Origin of the sequence: uncultured Algoriphagus sp. (assembly GCF_963974835.1) — a bacterium.
GTDB lineage: Bacteria > Bacteroidota > Bacteroidia > Cytophagales > Cyclobacteriaceae > Algoriphagus.
In genome coordinates, this window is record NZ_CAXBET010000001.1 from 302686 (window position 1) to 318300 (window position 15615).

12 protein-coding genes and 1 tRNA gene are annotated in these 15615 nt (G+C 39.5%); 8 read left to right on the top strand and 5 right to left on the bottom strand.

Annotated elements, in window-relative coordinates; genetic code table 11:
* Window positions 1-325: 325 nt before the first annotated feature.
* Window positions 326-3556 carry a SusC/RagA family TonB-linked outer membrane protein gene (locus tag AACZ73_RS01360; RefSeq protein WP_339874732.1) on the top strand — a complete coding sequence of 1077 codons (3231 nt, stop codon included), beginning with the start codon at window positions 326-328 and terminating at the stop codon, window positions 3554-3556.
* A gap of 11 nt (window positions 3557-3567) precedes the next feature.
* Window positions 3568-5043, top strand: coding sequence for a SusD/RagB family nutrient-binding outer membrane lipoprotein (locus AACZ73_RS01365; RefSeq protein WP_339874734.1), 1476 nt, complete (start codon window positions 3568-3570; stop codon window positions 5041-5043).
* A gap of 257 nt (window positions 5044-5300) precedes the next feature.
* Here AACZ73_RS01365 and AACZ73_RS01370 read toward each other — a convergent pair.
* Window positions 5301-5373, bottom strand: a tRNA-Met gene (locus AACZ73_RS01370).
* Between the two features lie 343 nt (window positions 5374-5716).
* Between AACZ73_RS01370 and era the strand changes: the two genes are divergently transcribed.
* From era to AACZ73_RS01390, 4 genes are all read left to right on the top strand, one after another.
* A complete protein-coding gene (era, locus tag AACZ73_RS01375; RefSeq protein WP_339874736.1) occupies window positions 5717-6610 on the top strand; it encodes a GTPase Era in 894 nt (297 codons plus the stop codon).
* Between the two features lie 2 nt (window positions 6611-6612).
* Entirely contained in the window at window positions 6613-7926 is a 1314-nt protein-coding gene (gene der / locus AACZ73_RS01380; protein WP_339874738.1) for a ribosome biogenesis GTPase Der, read from the top strand.
* A gap of 77 nt (window positions 7927-8003) precedes the next feature.
* Window positions 8004-8198 (top strand): hypothetical protein, encoded by a 195-nt coding sequence (locus AACZ73_RS01385; protein WP_339874739.1) that lies wholly within the window; start codon window positions 8004-8006, stop codon window positions 8196-8198.
* A 63-nt stretch (window positions 8199-8261) separates the two neighbouring features.
* On the top strand, window positions 8262-8888 hold the full coding sequence (locus tag AACZ73_RS01390) for a SprT-like domain-containing protein (protein ID WP_339874740.1): 627 nt from the start codon (window positions 8262-8264) through the stop codon (window positions 8886-8888).
* Here the strand turns inward: AACZ73_RS01390 and scpB are convergent.
* The 3 genes from scpB to AACZ73_RS01405 all read right to left on the bottom strand — a co-directional run bounded on the left by scpB (window position 8885) and on the right by AACZ73_RS01405 (window position 12704).
* Window positions 8885-9445 carry an SMC-Scp complex subunit ScpB gene (scpB, locus tag AACZ73_RS01395; protein WP_339874741.1) on the bottom strand — a complete coding sequence of 187 codons (561 nt, stop codon included), beginning with the start codon at window positions 9443-9445 and terminating at the stop codon, window positions 8885-8887. The genes AACZ73_RS01390 and scpB overlap by 4 nt on opposite strands.
* Window positions 9446-9448: 3 nt before the next feature.
* Window positions 9449-9832, bottom strand: a complete 384-nt coding sequence (locus tag AACZ73_RS01400) for a TraR/DksA C4-type zinc finger protein (protein WP_339874742.1) — start codon at window positions 9830-9832, stop codon at window positions 9449-9451.
* Between the two features lie 349 nt (window positions 9833-10181).
* Window positions 10182-12704, bottom strand: coding sequence for a lamin tail domain-containing protein (locus AACZ73_RS01405; RefSeq protein ID WP_339874744.1), 2523 nt, complete (start codon window positions 12702-12704; stop codon window positions 10182-10184).
* 352 nt (window positions 12705-13056) lie between these two features.
* Here AACZ73_RS01405 and AACZ73_RS01410 point away from each other — a divergent pair, with 352 nt between their 5' ends.
* Both AACZ73_RS01410 and AACZ73_RS01415 read left to right on the top strand, forming a co-directional pair.
* Window positions 13057-14046 (top strand): aspartate-semialdehyde dehydrogenase, encoded by a 990-nt coding sequence (locus AACZ73_RS01410; protein WP_339874745.1) that lies wholly within the window; start codon window positions 13057-13059, stop codon window positions 14044-14046.
* Window positions 14046-15239 (top strand): class I SAM-dependent methyltransferase, encoded by a 1194-nt coding sequence (locus AACZ73_RS01415; protein ID WP_339874748.1) that lies wholly within the window; start codon window positions 14046-14048, stop codon window positions 15237-15239. The genes AACZ73_RS01410 and AACZ73_RS01415 overlap by 1 nt, the downstream gene beginning before the upstream one ends.
* Window positions 15240-15305: 66 nt before the next feature.
* Here AACZ73_RS01415 and AACZ73_RS01420 read toward each other — a convergent pair whose 3' ends face one another.
* The gene (locus AACZ73_RS01420; RefSeq protein WP_339874749.1) at window positions 15306-15566 is read right to left on the bottom strand and encodes a DUF4834 family protein; all 261 of its coding nucleotides are present in this window, start codon (window positions 15564-15566) and stop codon (window positions 15306-15308) included.
* Window positions 15567-15615 lie beyond the last annotated feature (49 nt).

Here is a 15615-nt window from a genome sequence, read left to right on the forward strand (position 1 = left end):
CCTAAAATTAGAAAAGTCTTTTGTAAATGGGAGCGAGATTTTAAGTCATACACCTCTTAAAGTTTAATAGCTGGTCAGATAATGTTCTCTACTTCATCTGTAGTGCCTATATCAAGAAAACATAATTCTGCCTTAATGAAATATATTTATTTCATTAAGGCATTAAAGAACCATAAATTCTGATTTTTTAAAATTTTTACCGGATCAGTGTAAATTTTTCAACCAATTTATTCAATTGTTACATTTTTTTTAATCGAATTTGTTTAAATTTTATCCAAGTTTTAAAAAAAACCAAATCCTATTTCCAAACCTTAACCTTATTCTAATGAGAAAAATTTTACTCATTTTCTCGTTCGTTCTTGTAGCCACACAATTGTTAGCGCAAGATCGAACCGTAACAGGTAAGATCACATCCACCGAAGATGGAAGTCCTATACCTGGTGTGACTGTTGTGCTAAAGGGCACAGGAGTCGGTGTTGTCTCCGACGTGGATGGCGAATACAATATAACAGTACCCTCCTCCGGAGGGACACTCGTGTTTTCTTTTATCGGTTTTGAGACTATAGAAGAACTCATAGGTGAACAAGCTGTGGTAAACGTCTCATTAGGCGAAGATGTCACCAGCTTATCTGAGATCATTGTAACAGCGCAGGGCATCGAAAAGACCAAGAATGAACTTTCGTATGCTGCCCAATCAGTAAGTGGTGAATCTCTTAGTGAGGCGAGAGATAACAACTTGATGAACTCCTTGTCCGGAAAAGTATCTGGGGTCCAAATACAGAAGAATAACAGTATGGGTGGATCCACGAACGTGATTATTCGAGGTTTTAAATCACTCACTGGAAACAACCAAGCTTTATTTGTGATCGATGGTGTTCCAATCGACAACACCACTCACAATGCAGGAGGTGTTAATAATGGCTATGCGGGAGTTGACTACGGAAACGTGGGAGCAGATATTAACCCCGATGATATCGAGTCAACTACTATTTTGAAAGGTCCAGCGGCAACTGCACTTTATGGTTCGAGAGCGGCTAATGGTGTGGTAATGATCACCACTAAAAAAGGCAGAAGAAATGGAATAGGCGTGACCATTAATACTGGGGTTACCATGTCGACTATCGATAAATCCACTATGCCTAAATACCAGAATCAATACGGTGGAGGCTATGGAAAATACTATGGACCTACGGAAGATGGCTACTTTGATATGGCCGACGTGGATGGTGATGGAATTTTGGACCCTATTGTTCCTACTTATGAAGATGCATCTGTCGGAGGACCATTTGACCCAAATCTTTTGGTTTACCAGTGGAATGCTTTTGGTGATCCTACCAGCCCTAATTATTTGAAAAAAACTCCATGGGTCGCAGCACCCTCAGATCCATCAGATTATTTCAAGACTGGATATGTATATAGCAACAGCATAGTGATCGATGGAGGTTCCGATAAAGGACAATTCAAACTGGGCTACACCAGAACAGATGAAACTGGGGTTCAGCCGAATAGCTCACTGAATAAAAACTTTCTGAACTTCAGCGCTTCCTATGAAGTGGCTAAAAACTTGACCGCTTCCGCTGCAATCAATTTCACCGAACAGGATGCTATAGGCAGATATGCTACCGGTTATGGTGGAAATAACAACCTTTCCAGTTTTAGACAATGGTATCAGGTAAACGTAGATATCAACGAATTGAGAGAAGCTTACGAAAGAACGGGAGAAAACATTACGTGGAACTGGTCAAGTGGATTGCCCAATGAAACAGGATTGATCTATTGGGACAACCCCTTTTTTGCAGCAAACCAGAATTTCGTTAGCGATAATCGACTTCGATATTTAGGCTATGTAAAGCTTGATTATAAGATTACAGATTGGCTAAATGTAATGGGTAGGGTGTCTTTGGATTCATACAGCCAGCTTCAGGAAGAGCGAACAGCGGTAGGAAGTATTAATTACCAACCGGGGGAATATCTTCGCAGAAATATTTCCTTTAGTGAATACAACTATGACCTTCTCGCTACGGTCAACAAAGAATTGTCTGATGATTTTAAACTCACCGGTGCTTTAGGATCAAATGTCCGCAAGACATCTATTTCTGGTATCAGTGCAGTTACCAACGGTGGCTTGACAGTACCAGGCATCTATGCACTATCTAATTCTTTAAGCATGATTGAGGCTCCGTTAGAGTCCTACTCGGACAAGCAGGTTAATGGCTATTTTGCAGATGTTGAATTGGGTTACCAGGATTACCTTTTCTTGACAGGTGCTTTCAGAAGAGATGTCTCATCTACTCTTCCAGACGGAGAAAATGCTTACAACTATTTTAGAGTTTCCAGTGGATTTGTATTCTCTAAATTTATTCCACAGAATGACTTTTTCACCTATGGAAAATTAAGAATTAACTATGGAGAAGTAGGTAACGACGCTCCATTTAACTCATTAGCTGATCTTTACGACAAGCCTACAGGCTTTGGATCTGTTCCTCTTTTCTCCATGCCTAGCACTAAGAATAACAGCAATCTGAAACCTGAGCGAACCAAGAGTTATGAAATTGGGACTGAGCTGACCTTCTTTGATGCAAGACTAAGTTTGGATGTTAATTATTTCCATTCATCTACCATCAACCAAATTCTTCCGGTAACTGTATCTACAGCTACAGGCTACTCATCTAAATATGTAAATGCCGGTTCGGTAGAGAACAAGGGATGGGAAGTAACTGTAGGTGCCAGAGCCATTGATGCCACCAACTTTAAGTGGGATATTAATTTGAACTGGACACGCATTCGTAATGAGGTCACTGAACTTTATGGAGATGTCACTAACCTTCCTCTCGGTAACTTCAGGGCTGGGGGCGGATCACTTAATGCACCATTAGGCGGCGTTTACGGCACTATCTATGGGTACGATTATGTGTATACCAACGGACAGAAAACTGTTTTGCCAAACGGCAGATATCAAAGATCAACTACAGCCTCCAACCCAATAGGAAACATCAATCCTGATTGGACGGGAGGTATTCAAAATACATTCTCTTACAAGTCTATAGCGCTTAGTTTCTTATTGGACATGAAGCAGGGCGGTGATGTGTATTCGGCAGATATGTACTATGGCCTAGCAACAGGTTTATATGCAGAGACTGTTGGAACCAATGAGTTGGGCAACCCAATAAGACTTCCAATTTCTGAAGGAGGCGGTATTTTAAAGGAAGGAGTGCAAGCTGATGGATCACCAAATACTGTAAGACTGGCAATGGATGCTTATCCTATGGACGGTGGTACGGTTAACCCTACAGCTGCCTATGTGTATGATGCAAGCTATATCAAACTGAGAGAATTACTAATTTCTTATTCAATACCACCTCGCATTATTGAAAACTGGAAGGCCATTAAAACTTTGAAATTCTCCGCGGTAGGAAGAAACCTATGGATTATTCATAAGAATCTACCTTACGCAGATCCTGAAGATAACTTAGGGGCAGGAAACAATCAGGGTTACCAAGTTGGAAGTTTACCAGCTGTGAGAAATATCGGTTTCAATATCAAAGCAACTTTCTAAAGACAATCAAAATGAAAAAATATATTTCAAGGACAATACTTGCTGCGTCCGTTATTTTGGCAACAGCATGTGTCGATGATATTACATCATTAAACGTAAATCCGAAAGCTTATCAATCTGGGTTAGTTCCGGAAGGTCCATTTTTTGCAAACGCCTCGAGAAATGTAGTTGACGCGGTGACCTACGGGATGAGTTTTAAAATATGGGCACAGCAATATGCCGAGACGACCTACTTCACAACTAGTAATTATACTTTGACTGATGTAGGAAGTGGGTTTTGGTCAACTTTGTACCAATCGGTATTGAATGACTTAAAGGAATCAAAGAAGATTTTGCTTGAAAACCCTTCCTTTTATGAAGGAGTTGATAAAAATAAATTGGCACAAGTGGAGATCATGGAAATATATACCTATTCGTTGTTGGTGACAACATTTGGAGACATTCCGTATTCTGGAGCACTTAATACCGGTTTGAAATCTGAAGCATTGGATCCTGAGAACCTTACACCGGAGTACGATGATGGCGAAGAGGTGTATTCTGATTTGTTGAATAGACTGGATGCCGCCATAGCTAATCTAGATCCAAATGCTGACAATGGAGGAGACTTGGGTTTTGGAGAATCGGATTTGCTATTTGGAGATGATATTACTCTCTGGGTAAAATTTGCGAATTCACTGAAATTAAGAATGGGAATGATAATATCCGATTCCAATCCTAGCTTAGCTAAGAGTGTGGTAGAAAGTATTGACATGGCAGACCTTATCACTTCAAACAGTGAAGTAGCTCAGTTACAGTATTTGGAAACAACTCCAAACACTAATCCAATTTGGGTAGGATTGATTCAAAGTGGTCGTGAGGATTACGTTGCGTCAAATACTATGATGGATATTATGGAAGCTCCTGCAGTGGATGACCCTCGAATTCCAGAATATTACACCCTTGATAACTACGGTGGATATTCGGGAGGAACATATGGTACCAGTAACGCTTATGTGAATTTTTCCAAAGCGGGAAGTAAAGTAACTTCACCAACATGGCCAGGAATTATTATTGATTATGCTGAAGTTGAGTTTCTTTTGGCTGAGGCACTTGCAAAAGGATTTTCAGTTAGCGGAACTGTTGCCGAGCATTACGAAAAGGGAATTCGTGCTTCCATGGATTATTGGGGAGTTGCCTCGGCAGCCGCTAATCTCTATATAGCTGATTCAGATGTCGCTTACTCCACTGCTATCGGAGGAACAGCTATTCAAAAAATAGCTCGTCAAAAATATATTGCAATGTTCAATCGAGGCTTTGAAGCTTGGGGGGATTATAGAAGATTTGACTATCCGATATTCAATACACCACCAAATCCTGGAGGTCCCTTTCCTTTGCGATATTCATACCCAGTTGCAGAACAAACATCAAATGGAGAAAGCTATACTGCTGCGGCGGCTGCCATTGGCAGAGATGATCTAGACGTGAGACTTTTCTGGGATGTAAAATAATTCTTAACTATTCTTAAACAGAGGCTGTCGCTAAATTAGGGGCAGCCTTTGTTTTATCCAGATAGATATGACACAATTTTTTATAGTGTAATATCTCAGTGTTTTAAATGAATTTATAAAAAAGCTTTTATCAGCTCTTAATCCTTCCGTCTCGATTCAATTGCGGATCAATCTATCCTCTGGAAATTTCAATATTTGACTACATCCTGAAAAACAAAAAACTCCGAACAATTTTTACATTGTCCGGAGTTACCAAGTAGCGGGAACAGGACTCGAACCTGTGACCTTCGGGTTATGAGCCCGACGAGCTACCAACTGCTCCATCCCGCGATATATTCTTAAAGCTAAATGCTTCTTTTTTCTTATCTAAATCTGCCCTTGTGGCTAATCTTGTGGCTAATTGTGATACAAAAGTAGGTGTTTATTTTTGTAATACAAACATGCGCGTAGAAAAAATATTTTCAATCTCCTTGTAAGCATTAACAATTCAGTCTACTCAGTACTTCACCAAAAATCTCCAATAGAATTACAGATATGTGTCTATCAACTGATTACAAATGTCCTGTAAGATGAGTAATAATAAGATTTACCTTAGCCAAATTTTATTTCGCCAAACTACCAAAAACGTCAGGAGTGTCTAAAAATCAAGTACCTTTGTAAAAAATTTCGACACATGGATTTACAGAAACATCAGGCAGGCTTCGTCAACATAATAGGAAAACCAAATGTGGGCAAGTCTACATTGATGAATATCCTTGTAGGTGAGCGACTTTCCATCATAACTTCCAAAGCTCAAACCACTAGACACAGGATTATTGGATTGACCAATTCCGATAATTACCAGATCGTTTTCTCAGATACTCCAGGAATGCTCAAGCCCCAATACGAGCTTCAGAAAAATATGATGAGCTTCGTAAATATCTCTTTGGAAGATGCAGATATCATTCTTTTCGTTACAGATCTATACGAAACAGATGCGGACATCGAGCATGTACTAGAGAAAATCAACCAGTCAGGAGTTCCTGTGTTATTGGTAATCAATAAAATTGATCTCGCCAAGCCGGGACAGCTGGAAGAAATTACTAGCTACTGGACTTCAAGAATTAAATCTGAATTAGTAATCCCTATTTCCGCAGGAGAAAAATTCAACACAGAGAAAATCATGCAGGAAATTTTGGACAGACTTCCAGAGCATCCCGCTTTTTACGACAAGGCGGAACTTTCTGATAGATCTGAACGGTTCTTCGCCTCTGAGATTATTCGTGAGAAAATTTTCGAAAACTATAAAAAAGAGATCCCATACAGTTCTGAAGTCTCTATCGAGGACTTCAAAGTGAAGAAAAATATAATCAGCGTCCGAGCGATCATATATGTCGAGAGAGACAGCCAAAAAGGCATCATCATTGGCGACAAAGGAGCTGCTTTGAAAAAAGTAGGGATACAAGCCCGGGAAGAATTGGAGAAATTCTTTGGCAAGAAAGTTTTCCTTGAAACCTTCGTAAAGGTGGAGCAAGACTGGAGAAAAAATAAATTGAAACTGAAAAAATTTGGGTACGACCCAACCTAATCATGGCAAATATAGTAGCGATAGTAGGAAGACCTAACGTAGGTAAATCCACTCTTTTCAACCGTCTGGTAGAAGAAAGAAAGGCGATTGAAGATAATATGAGTGGGGTAACCCGTGACCGTCACTACGGGCATGCGCAATGGGCGGGAAAGTTCTTTTCTGTGATTGATACAGGAGGATACGTGACTAGCTCAGATGATATGTATGAGGCAGAGATCCGTAAGCAGGTAAAACTTGCTATCGAGGAGGCTGATGTTATTTTATTCGTTGTAGACTGTCACACAGGACTTACTGATCTGGATAGTGAATTTGCCAAAGAACTTCGTTCCAGCAAGAAACCTATTTACGTAGTCGCGAATAAAGCTGACAATCAAGAGAAAAGCTTTGCTGCTCACGAATTTTACGCATTAGGGGTTAGTGACTTTGAAGTGTATCCGGTTGCTTCTGCAAGTGGAAGTGGCACTGGAGAGCTTTTGGATGCGGTCATCACCCACTTTGAAGATGAAGGAATAGAAGATCCAGATGCTGACACTCCAAAGATTTCAATTCTAGGAAGGCCAAACGCCGGAAAATCTTCCTTCCTGAATGCCTTGATCGGCAAGGATAGATCAATTGTTACTGACGAAGCTGGAACTACGAGAGATTCCATTCATACTCGTTACCAACTTTATGGACAGGATTTCATCATTACAGATACTGCCGGAATAAGGAAGAAATCCAAGGTCACAGAGGATGTGGAGTTCTACTCTGTCATGCGTTCATTAAGAACATTGGAAGAATCCGATGTAGTAATGGTAATGGTGGATGCTACCAGAGGAATGGAAGCTCAAGATATGAACCTGATTTCCCTAGCTATCAAAAATAATAAAGGGGTAATGATCATGGTTAACAAGTGGGATTTGATCGAGAAAGATCATAAAACCATGGGCAAGATCAAGGATGATATGTTGGAGAAATTGGGAGAAAACAAATGGATCCCTATCATCTTTACTTCAGTGCTTGAAAAACAAAGAATTTTCCAGGCAATTGAATTGGCAGTAAAGGTGTATGAAAACAAAACCCGTCGCATTTCCACTTCCAAACTAAATGATGTAATGCTGGCAGAAATCGAAAGATATCCTCCACCAGCGTGGAAAGGAAAATATATAAAAATCAAATATTCAACACAGCTTCCTACCAAAAACCCGGTCTTTGCATTCTTCTGTAACCTACCTCAGTACATCAAATCGCCATATACAAGATATTTGGAAAATAGGCTACGTGAAAACTTTGATTTTGAGGGGGTTCCCGTGAAAATTATTTATAAAAACAAATAAAATATATTTAAACGGTCTATTGTTTTATTGATCAAAAGTGTAATACCTTTGCTATGTAATTAAGAAAACCACAAAAAATGAAAAAGGTATTTGCAATTTTCGCAATCGCTAGCATGTTCGCTGTAGCTTCATGCGGTAACAAAGAAGTAAAAGAAGAGACTGAGACTATCGAGGTAGTTGAAGAACCAGTTGTAGAGGAAGAAATCATCATCGAAGAAGCTGATACTACTGCTGTAGTTGACACTACTGCAGTTATTGAGCCAGCTCAATAATTCTTCCTTCCCTAAATTTATTGAGCCCCGCCAGTCGGGGCTCTTTTTTTTGTACTTTTCTGCATGAGTGGGTCAGATCAATTAAGACAATTACTTTCCAAGAAAATTCCTAAGTCTGCCGTTAATTATGCTGTTGAACTCTGGGAAAAAGAGCCTTTCTCATTTAAAGCTACCGCCTCTCGCAAAACCAAGCTTGGAGACTTCAGATATAGACGTGATCGCAAAATCCAGACGATTACTATCAATGCTGATCTTAATCCTTACCAATTTCTTTTAACATATATTCATGAAATAGCACATCTTCATGCTTTTGTAAGGTTCGGGATTACTATTGCCCCACATGGACCAGAGTGGAAATCAACCTTTCAACAACTTCTGATTCCTCTGCTTTCCACCGATTTTTTTCCTATTGATATACTCATCCCTTTGCGTAAGCATATGAAAAATCCTAAAGCCAGTTCGGCAAGAGATCTTTTCCTGATGAAGGAAATGAGCAAATACGATGAAAAAAGCATCAATTCACAAATAATATTCCTATCTGATGTGAAACCAGGAAATCGGTTTTTGCTCTCTGGAAGAGAATTTGAAAAGGGAGAAACCCGAAGAACCCGGGTTTTGTGTCAAGAGGTAAATTCTGGAAAGAAATATTTAATCGCACAGTTAGCTAAGGTAAAACCAATATCTGATTAATCCCGCTGCTCTCCTATCTGGTTATCTGTCTGGGAAAAATCCTTTGGCTGTGGCAAATCAGAAAGTGAATTTATACCAAAATACTCCATAAACTTAGTTGAGGTGCCATACAATAGTGGCCTTCCAAGTCCTTCAGATTTTCCTTTTATATCCACCAACTCTTTTTCCAACAACTTTTGCACAGAGTAATCACTATTGACTCCTCTGATCTGCTCTATATCTCCTTTAGTTACAGGCTGTTTATACGCAATGATAGACAACGTTTCCAGCTGAGCTGTAGAGAGTCTTTTTTGGGATTGCTGACGCAAAAGTATTCCAATGGAAGTTTGATAAGCTGGTTTGGTCAAGAATTGATAGCCACCACCAGTATGCTCAAGCTGAAAAGAAAAATCTTCAGCTTGGTATTTTTCACTGAGCTCATCTATAGCTTGATCTACATGATCGACGGGAATCTCAGCTTCAAACATCTCACTCAAACACTTGATGATCTCCACCTTTGGTAAAGGTGTAGGTGCACAAAAAATTAATGCTTCAATATGCCTGTGGAGAAAATCCAAAATTTACTTCTTAGCAAGTTTTGCTTCAATAGAATGCATGGTATGCGGTACAGCCATCAGTCTCTCCTTAGAAATAAGTTTTCCTGTGTCTACACAAATACCGTAAGTACCGTTTTTAATCCGGATCAATGCATTCTCCAAATTGTAGATAAACTTCTGTTGTCTCGCCGCCAATTGATTTTGACTCTCACGTTCCAATGTATCTGCGCCATCTTCAAGTAATTTTGAAGTGGATGCCGTAAAATCCGTACCACTATCATTCTTTTTACTCAATGATTCTTTCAAGGATACCAACTCTTCCTTGGCACTATCAAGCTTTTTTTGAATGATTACTTCAAATTCTTTCAATTCAACCTGAGAATATGCGGTCTTTTCTTCCTTGCTCATAGCCAGCTAAAATTAGGTAATAGTATTGGGACGGTTCTTTTTGTAATTAGTTCTCTAAAATACATGTACACGTTGGATTTCCAAGAATTCTATGCTTCCCTTTTGGCTTAAAATTATGTCCAGTTGACTACTTGATGGGATTTATAAAAGTTAACGTACTTTTCAAAACGGTTATATTTTTACAAAACACAGCCTATAATCTTTCAAAAAACCTGATAATCAAACCGATAGAATTAATGGAAAATTCTCATGATTTCACTGGTGAAAAAAAATTCCCTCTCGACTAATTTTTAAATTAATACAGGTGGATTTAAAATATTTTGAAGATATAATTCGCACCAAATAATAATTAAAGCTTCGTAGCTATTACTATAGTTTTCCTAATCGTCATCACCCTACCAGACAGGTCATATAATTCTACCAGCAAAACATAATATCCCGGTCTGACAATCTTTCCCTGACTATCTGTACCAGTCCAAGTGAATAATCCAGATACGCCCAATAGTTCGTTTTGGGCTAGCGATTGAATCAGCTGCCCCGCTGTAGAGTAAACCCTAAAACTCCCTATCCATCCAGCTTGATCAAGCTCATATTTAATAGTCGTAAAGGTGTTACCGTTACTTCCCTCTGGATCAAAAACTTCAGGTTCGATTTGAATCAATTCTCCTTCGAACTCTCCCGAAATCACCTGAGAATTCTGCCGGCCTGGTGTTGCATACTCCTCGATGGCAGATGCCGAATGCCAATTTGCAGATGTAGATGCTGGCGACTTCGTCGAAAGACGCTCCAAAGAAACTCCCTTTGGATCTCTCAGAAGTGGATGATGAAGATCTTCCGAATACCTAAATGAGTCAGCGACAAGATTGCCAGAATCCAGTAAAACCACTGTACCTCCACCAATAGGATAGCTAGGAAGACTGGTAATTCCCAAAAACTCTCCAAATGCAGACTTAGGATAATCCAGCTTTAGCATATTCGAATTGGTAGTAACAGCTAAAAAACCTCCCGGAGGAATAATAATAGACGTTTCACTGAGTCCCTTCATTTGATCAACTTCCCCAGATTCATTAAGATTCGCCAGTTTCCAATTTCCAATCTCGAGGTAATTATCAGTTACATTAATCAGTTCAATAAACTTTGGTGATCCAGTTCTCGGATTAAACAAAAGCTCATTTATCAACACATCCCCAACCACGGCTTGCTTTGGCAGTACCAGTTGTAAAGGTTCAGTTTGCAGATATTCATTTCCTGAGCAATCGGTCAAACCATTAATTCGAAGACTATAAATTTTATTGACAACCACTTCTTCTGAAAGGAGAATTTGAATCTGTTTGGAAGTCGGCTGAGTGATTGTATCGATTTGCAAAGTTGGTTCAAAGACAAAATTGGCTAAGCTGAAATCAGCTAGAATTGGCTTAGAAAAGGTCAGCAGCAGACTTTGAGAAGATGTGAATTCAATAGAATTTAGCACAGGTGTACTAGTATCAGGAGACAAATCGAAAATCGAATTTTCTCTTCCAGGTGTACCTCTAAGCGGATCAACAGATGGCTGCAGCAAATCAGATTGTTCGCAAGCATAATATGGATTTACCACTTCCAAGCTAAAGCCCCCACTTGCAAAATCACTTCCTCCCCAACTTGCATTAGAATAAGAAACCAAGTCAATCAAACTTCCTTTATCATCTTTTAGACTGAGCTGATCACCTGAATTCAATAAGGCAGGCCAACTTTTCACTGGAATCACTTTCCCATATTCCGCAAGAAGTGAAGCTTGATTTTCAGATGCCAAAAGCAGGAATTCTCCTGGATTGATCCAGGCATTAGGAAGGCTATTGGAAGATCTAGAATTTGACCAATTAACTCCCTCCAATCGAACAGTATTATCTCCAGCGTGGAAAATCTCAACGTATTCCACATTTGGAAGATCTAGATCAGCTTTCGGTGCTGGCATGATTTCATTGATCACAAGTGTTTTAGGAGGAATGAATGTTGGATCAAAAAATTGAAAGGAAATCAAGGTATCCTGCAAGAAATTCCCAGCAATATCAGGTATTTGAAAGATCTCCAACTCATAAATTTTCCCTGGCTCCATCTTCTCCTTAAAAGTTAAATAAACCAGTGAATCAGCTTCTAGTTTAACTTCGGACGGCTCTAAACCATCCAATTTATAACTAATCAAGAACTCAGAGAAGATTGGATCCAGAGCTTCATCAAACCAAATCTCAACTTTATTTTCATCATAACCTCGAACTCCAATAACGCTTGGAGCACTTTTATCTTCCACAAATTCTCCAAACTCAAAATCATCCATCACCCATTTTGCGCAAGTACCAGATCCTGCTCCATAGCGGATTTCCAACCGAAGGAAAACTTCAACTTCACTACTATACTCATCAGGTAATTCCAACTCAAACAATCTGAATTCCTGGTCTTCGTTCCCAAATTCATTTGCTCCTCCCAAAATTTCAAAATCGGAGTATTCACCGTCCAATTTTCTTCCCCAACTATAATTAACTTCTGCTGCTCTGACTCCAGAGCCATTTTTCAATGACTTGGACCAAAATCGTACTTTAGGATCATTGAATCCTTGAGGAGAAAGTCGAATGAAAACTTCCCCATTAAAGGTTGAAATAGGCTGAACAGCCAATGCCATACTACCACTTTGCCCTAAATCATTTGCTTGATAGATTCGCGAAGAAGTACTTCTTATTTCATTGCCATACCATCCGGGAAGAAATTCATTTGGATAATTATTGATGGAAAATTCACCTTCAAAATCCTGAACCTGATTATTAATCTCAGCCAATCTTGCTTCCGATTCCACGAAAACAGAAAAAAAGACCAATTGCCAAATAAAAAATAAGCCAACCACAAGCATGTCAGTTAAAAAATCTATACTAAATATACATATCAGAATGATGTCGAACTATACTTTTTGTTGGTATTTAGACGGTTTTGCTTAAAATATTTGAATCACAGGCCTGAAAATGAATCTATAGCCCTTACTTTTGTGCTTCAAAAATTTTCAACAACTACTTTTAAGCTGATGAAATCGAGTATGATTGGGTCAATTACTATGATGAGCCTAAACTTTACGAGATTCCATCATACCTCTGAAAGTAAAATTACAAACTGATGAAATCGAGCATGGATTATTTCTCACACTCCGAGATGTTATAAATTCAGCGAGATTCCATCTGGCCTTTAAAAACTATTTTAATCATATGAAATTAGCAGTGGTAGGAGCTACCGGCTTGGTAGGCTCAGAAATCCTTGAGGTGCTAGCAGAGCACAACTTCCCTTTTGACGAACTTCTATTAGTCGCCAGCGAGCGATCAGTAGGTAAACAGATCGACTATAAGGGTAAACCTTACACTGTAATCGGGCTTGCGGAAGCTGTTTCATTGAAACCTGAAGTTGCAATATTTTCAGCAGGAGGAAGCACTTCTACGGAGTGGGCTCCAAAATTCGCTGAGGTAGGTACTATTGTCATCGATAATTCTTCAGCTTGGAGAATGGATCCAACCAAAAAACTGATTGTTCCTGAGATCAATGCAAAGGAATTGACCAAAGAAGATAAGATCATCGCAAATCCTAACTGCTCTACCATTCAAATGGTATTAGCTCTGGAGCCTTTGCGTAACCGCTACGGCATCAAAAGAATCGTAGTGTCTACTTACCAGTCGGTGACCGGCACGGGCAAAGCAGCGGTTGATCAGATGATGGCAGAGCGTGCAGGAGAAAAGGCAGACATGGTCTATCCTCACAAAATTGACATGAATGTTCTTCCTCACATCGATGTGTTCCAAGAAAATGGCTACACGAAGGAAGAAATGAAAATGATCAAGGAAACTAAGAAAATATTCAGCGACGACACAATCCAAGTGACTGCAACTACTGTGAGAATCCCAACTATGGGTGGCCACTCTGAAGCAGTAAACGTGGAATTCAAAGAAGACTTTGATTTGGCGGAAGTTCGTGAATTGCTAGCTGCAGCTCCTGGCGTAATCGTACAGGACGATCCAGCAAACTTCATCTATCCAATGCCGATCACAGCGCATAAAAAGGACGAGGTATTCGTAGGCCGCTTGAGAAGAGATGAGTCTCAGGCTAATACTCTAAATATGTGGATTGTAGCTGACAACCTTAGAAAAGGAGCTGCAACCAACGCCGTTCAAATCGCAGAATACGCGCTCGCAAACGGCCTGATTTAATGGATTTGACCCAATATCATCGGGCAGACTTCCAACAATTTGTGCAGGATCATCTTACGGAAGATCCTGCACTTTTACTTTTTAGATATCAGGGCAAAACTGATTTCGATTTAAAAGCTGCAGTGCAACAGATCTCTGCGCGACAAAAAGCAGCCAAGAAACTTCCTTCATGGGCTACAAATCCTCAGGTGATTTTTCCTGCTTCCATTTCTTTGGAGCAAAGCTCATCTGAGCTAACTGCCGAATTCAAAGCTAGAAACCGAGTAGGAAAACTCATGATTGACCTCACTGGAGGCTTCGGAGTAGATAGTTTTTTTCTGGGAAAAAACTTCGAGAAAGCCATTTACTGCGAACAGCAAGTAGAATTAGCTGAGATAGCTGCACACAACCTCGAAGTGTTAGCCCCAAGAAAATTCGAAATTGTTAAGGGTGATGGCTTAGGATTTTTAGCTCAGGCAGAAAAGCAGTTTGATTTGATATACGCTGATCCAGCTCGCAGAGGAAAAGGCAACCAGAAGCTATATAAACTTCAGGATTGCGAGCCAGATGTAGTCAGTTCCTGGGAAATGATGAAAAGTAAAGCGGATGCTATCCTCCTGAAAGTATCTCCTATGCTTGATATTTCACAAGCAATCTCAGAGATTCCAGAAATACAAAAGGTTCAGGTGATCTGTGTAAAGAATGAAGTGAAAGAATTGCTTTTACACTGGAGTAAGGAAGGCGTAGAATCTGCTTTTACAATAGAATCAATTGATTTAGGAGCTAAAGAAACAAGTTTTTCATTTGAACCAAGTAAAGAAGAAAGCATCAATTCCGTATTTGGAGACGCGGAGAACTACCTGATTGAGCCATTTTCAGGAATTTTAAAGGCTGGGGCATTTAAGACTTTCGGAGAGCGATTTGGATTGAGCAAACTTGATCCAAATAGTCATTTGTACACTTCATCGAAGGCTCCTTCCGAAATTCCAGCTAGAGTATTTAAAGTAATTCAGGAAGTGCAGCCCAAAAAAGCTGAAATCAAAAAGCTATTTCCTTCGGGAAAAGTGAATGTGATCACCCGTAATTATGCAAGTGGATCAGAAGTGCTTAAGAAAAAACTCGGTTTGAAGGACGGCGGAGAAGACTTTTTAATTGGGACTAAGACCCAAAGTGGCTTTAAGATATTTTGGTGTATTTTGGCAAAGTCGGATTAAAAACGCCACCTGTGCCTTTTTAAAAATCTTCTTATACTAAAAATCTAAAAACAAAAAAGTGAAGGATTACTCCTTCACTTCTTCATAATCGACGTATTCTCCGCCCCTGATATCTTTTTGCCTTTTTTCCGCATATTTTTTCGGAATAACATCCACATGAATCCCATCCTTGGAAGTCTGAGTACTTTTTCTTTGTTCCCGTTCTGCCTCTTTAGCTACTTGATTCACATGCTGCGCAAATTTCGCCAATTTACTTCGAAGAAAATATCGGATTAGTTGGCCGAGTAGCCAACCAACTCCGAGCACTATTACAAGAAATTTCCACACAATAGGTTAATATTTTGTTCTTTATTCAATTTAATGTTTCCCTATTCAG

Bases quoted from the DNA above. Each gene is read 5' to 3' on its own strand.
- AACZ73_RS01360 (WP_339874732.1), top strand. From the start codon at position 326: ATGAGAAAAATTTTACTCATTTTCTCGTTCGTTCTTGTAGCCACACAA.
- AACZ73_RS01365 (WP_339874734.1), top strand. From the start codon at position 3,568: ATGAAAAAATATATTTCAAGGACAATACTTGCTGCGTCCGTTATTTTG.
- era (WP_339874736.1), top strand. From the start codon at position 5,717: ATGGATTTACAGAAACATCAGGCAGGCTTCGTCAACATAATAGGAAAA.
- der (WP_339874738.1), top strand. From the start codon at position 6,613: ATGGCAAATATAGTAGCGATAGTAGGAAGACCTAACGTAGGTAAATCC.
- AACZ73_RS01385 (WP_339874739.1), top strand. From the start codon at position 8,004: ATGAAAAAGGTATTTGCAATTTTCGCAATCGCTAGCATGTTCGCTGTA.
- AACZ73_RS01390 (WP_339874740.1), top strand. From the start codon at position 8,262: ATGAGTGGGTCAGATCAATTAAGACAATTACTTTCCAAGAAAATTCCT.
- AACZ73_RS01400 (WP_339874742.1), bottom strand. From the start codon at position 9,832: ATGAGCAAGGAAGAAAAGACCGCATATTCTCAGGTTGAATTGAAAGAA.
- AACZ73_RS01410 (WP_339874745.1), top strand. From the start codon at position 13,057: ATGAAATTAGCAGTGGTAGGAGCTACCGGCTTGGTAGGCTCAGAAATC.
- AACZ73_RS01415 (WP_339874748.1), top strand. From the start codon at position 14,046: ATGGATTTGACCCAATATCATCGGGCAGACTTCCAACAATTTGTGCAG.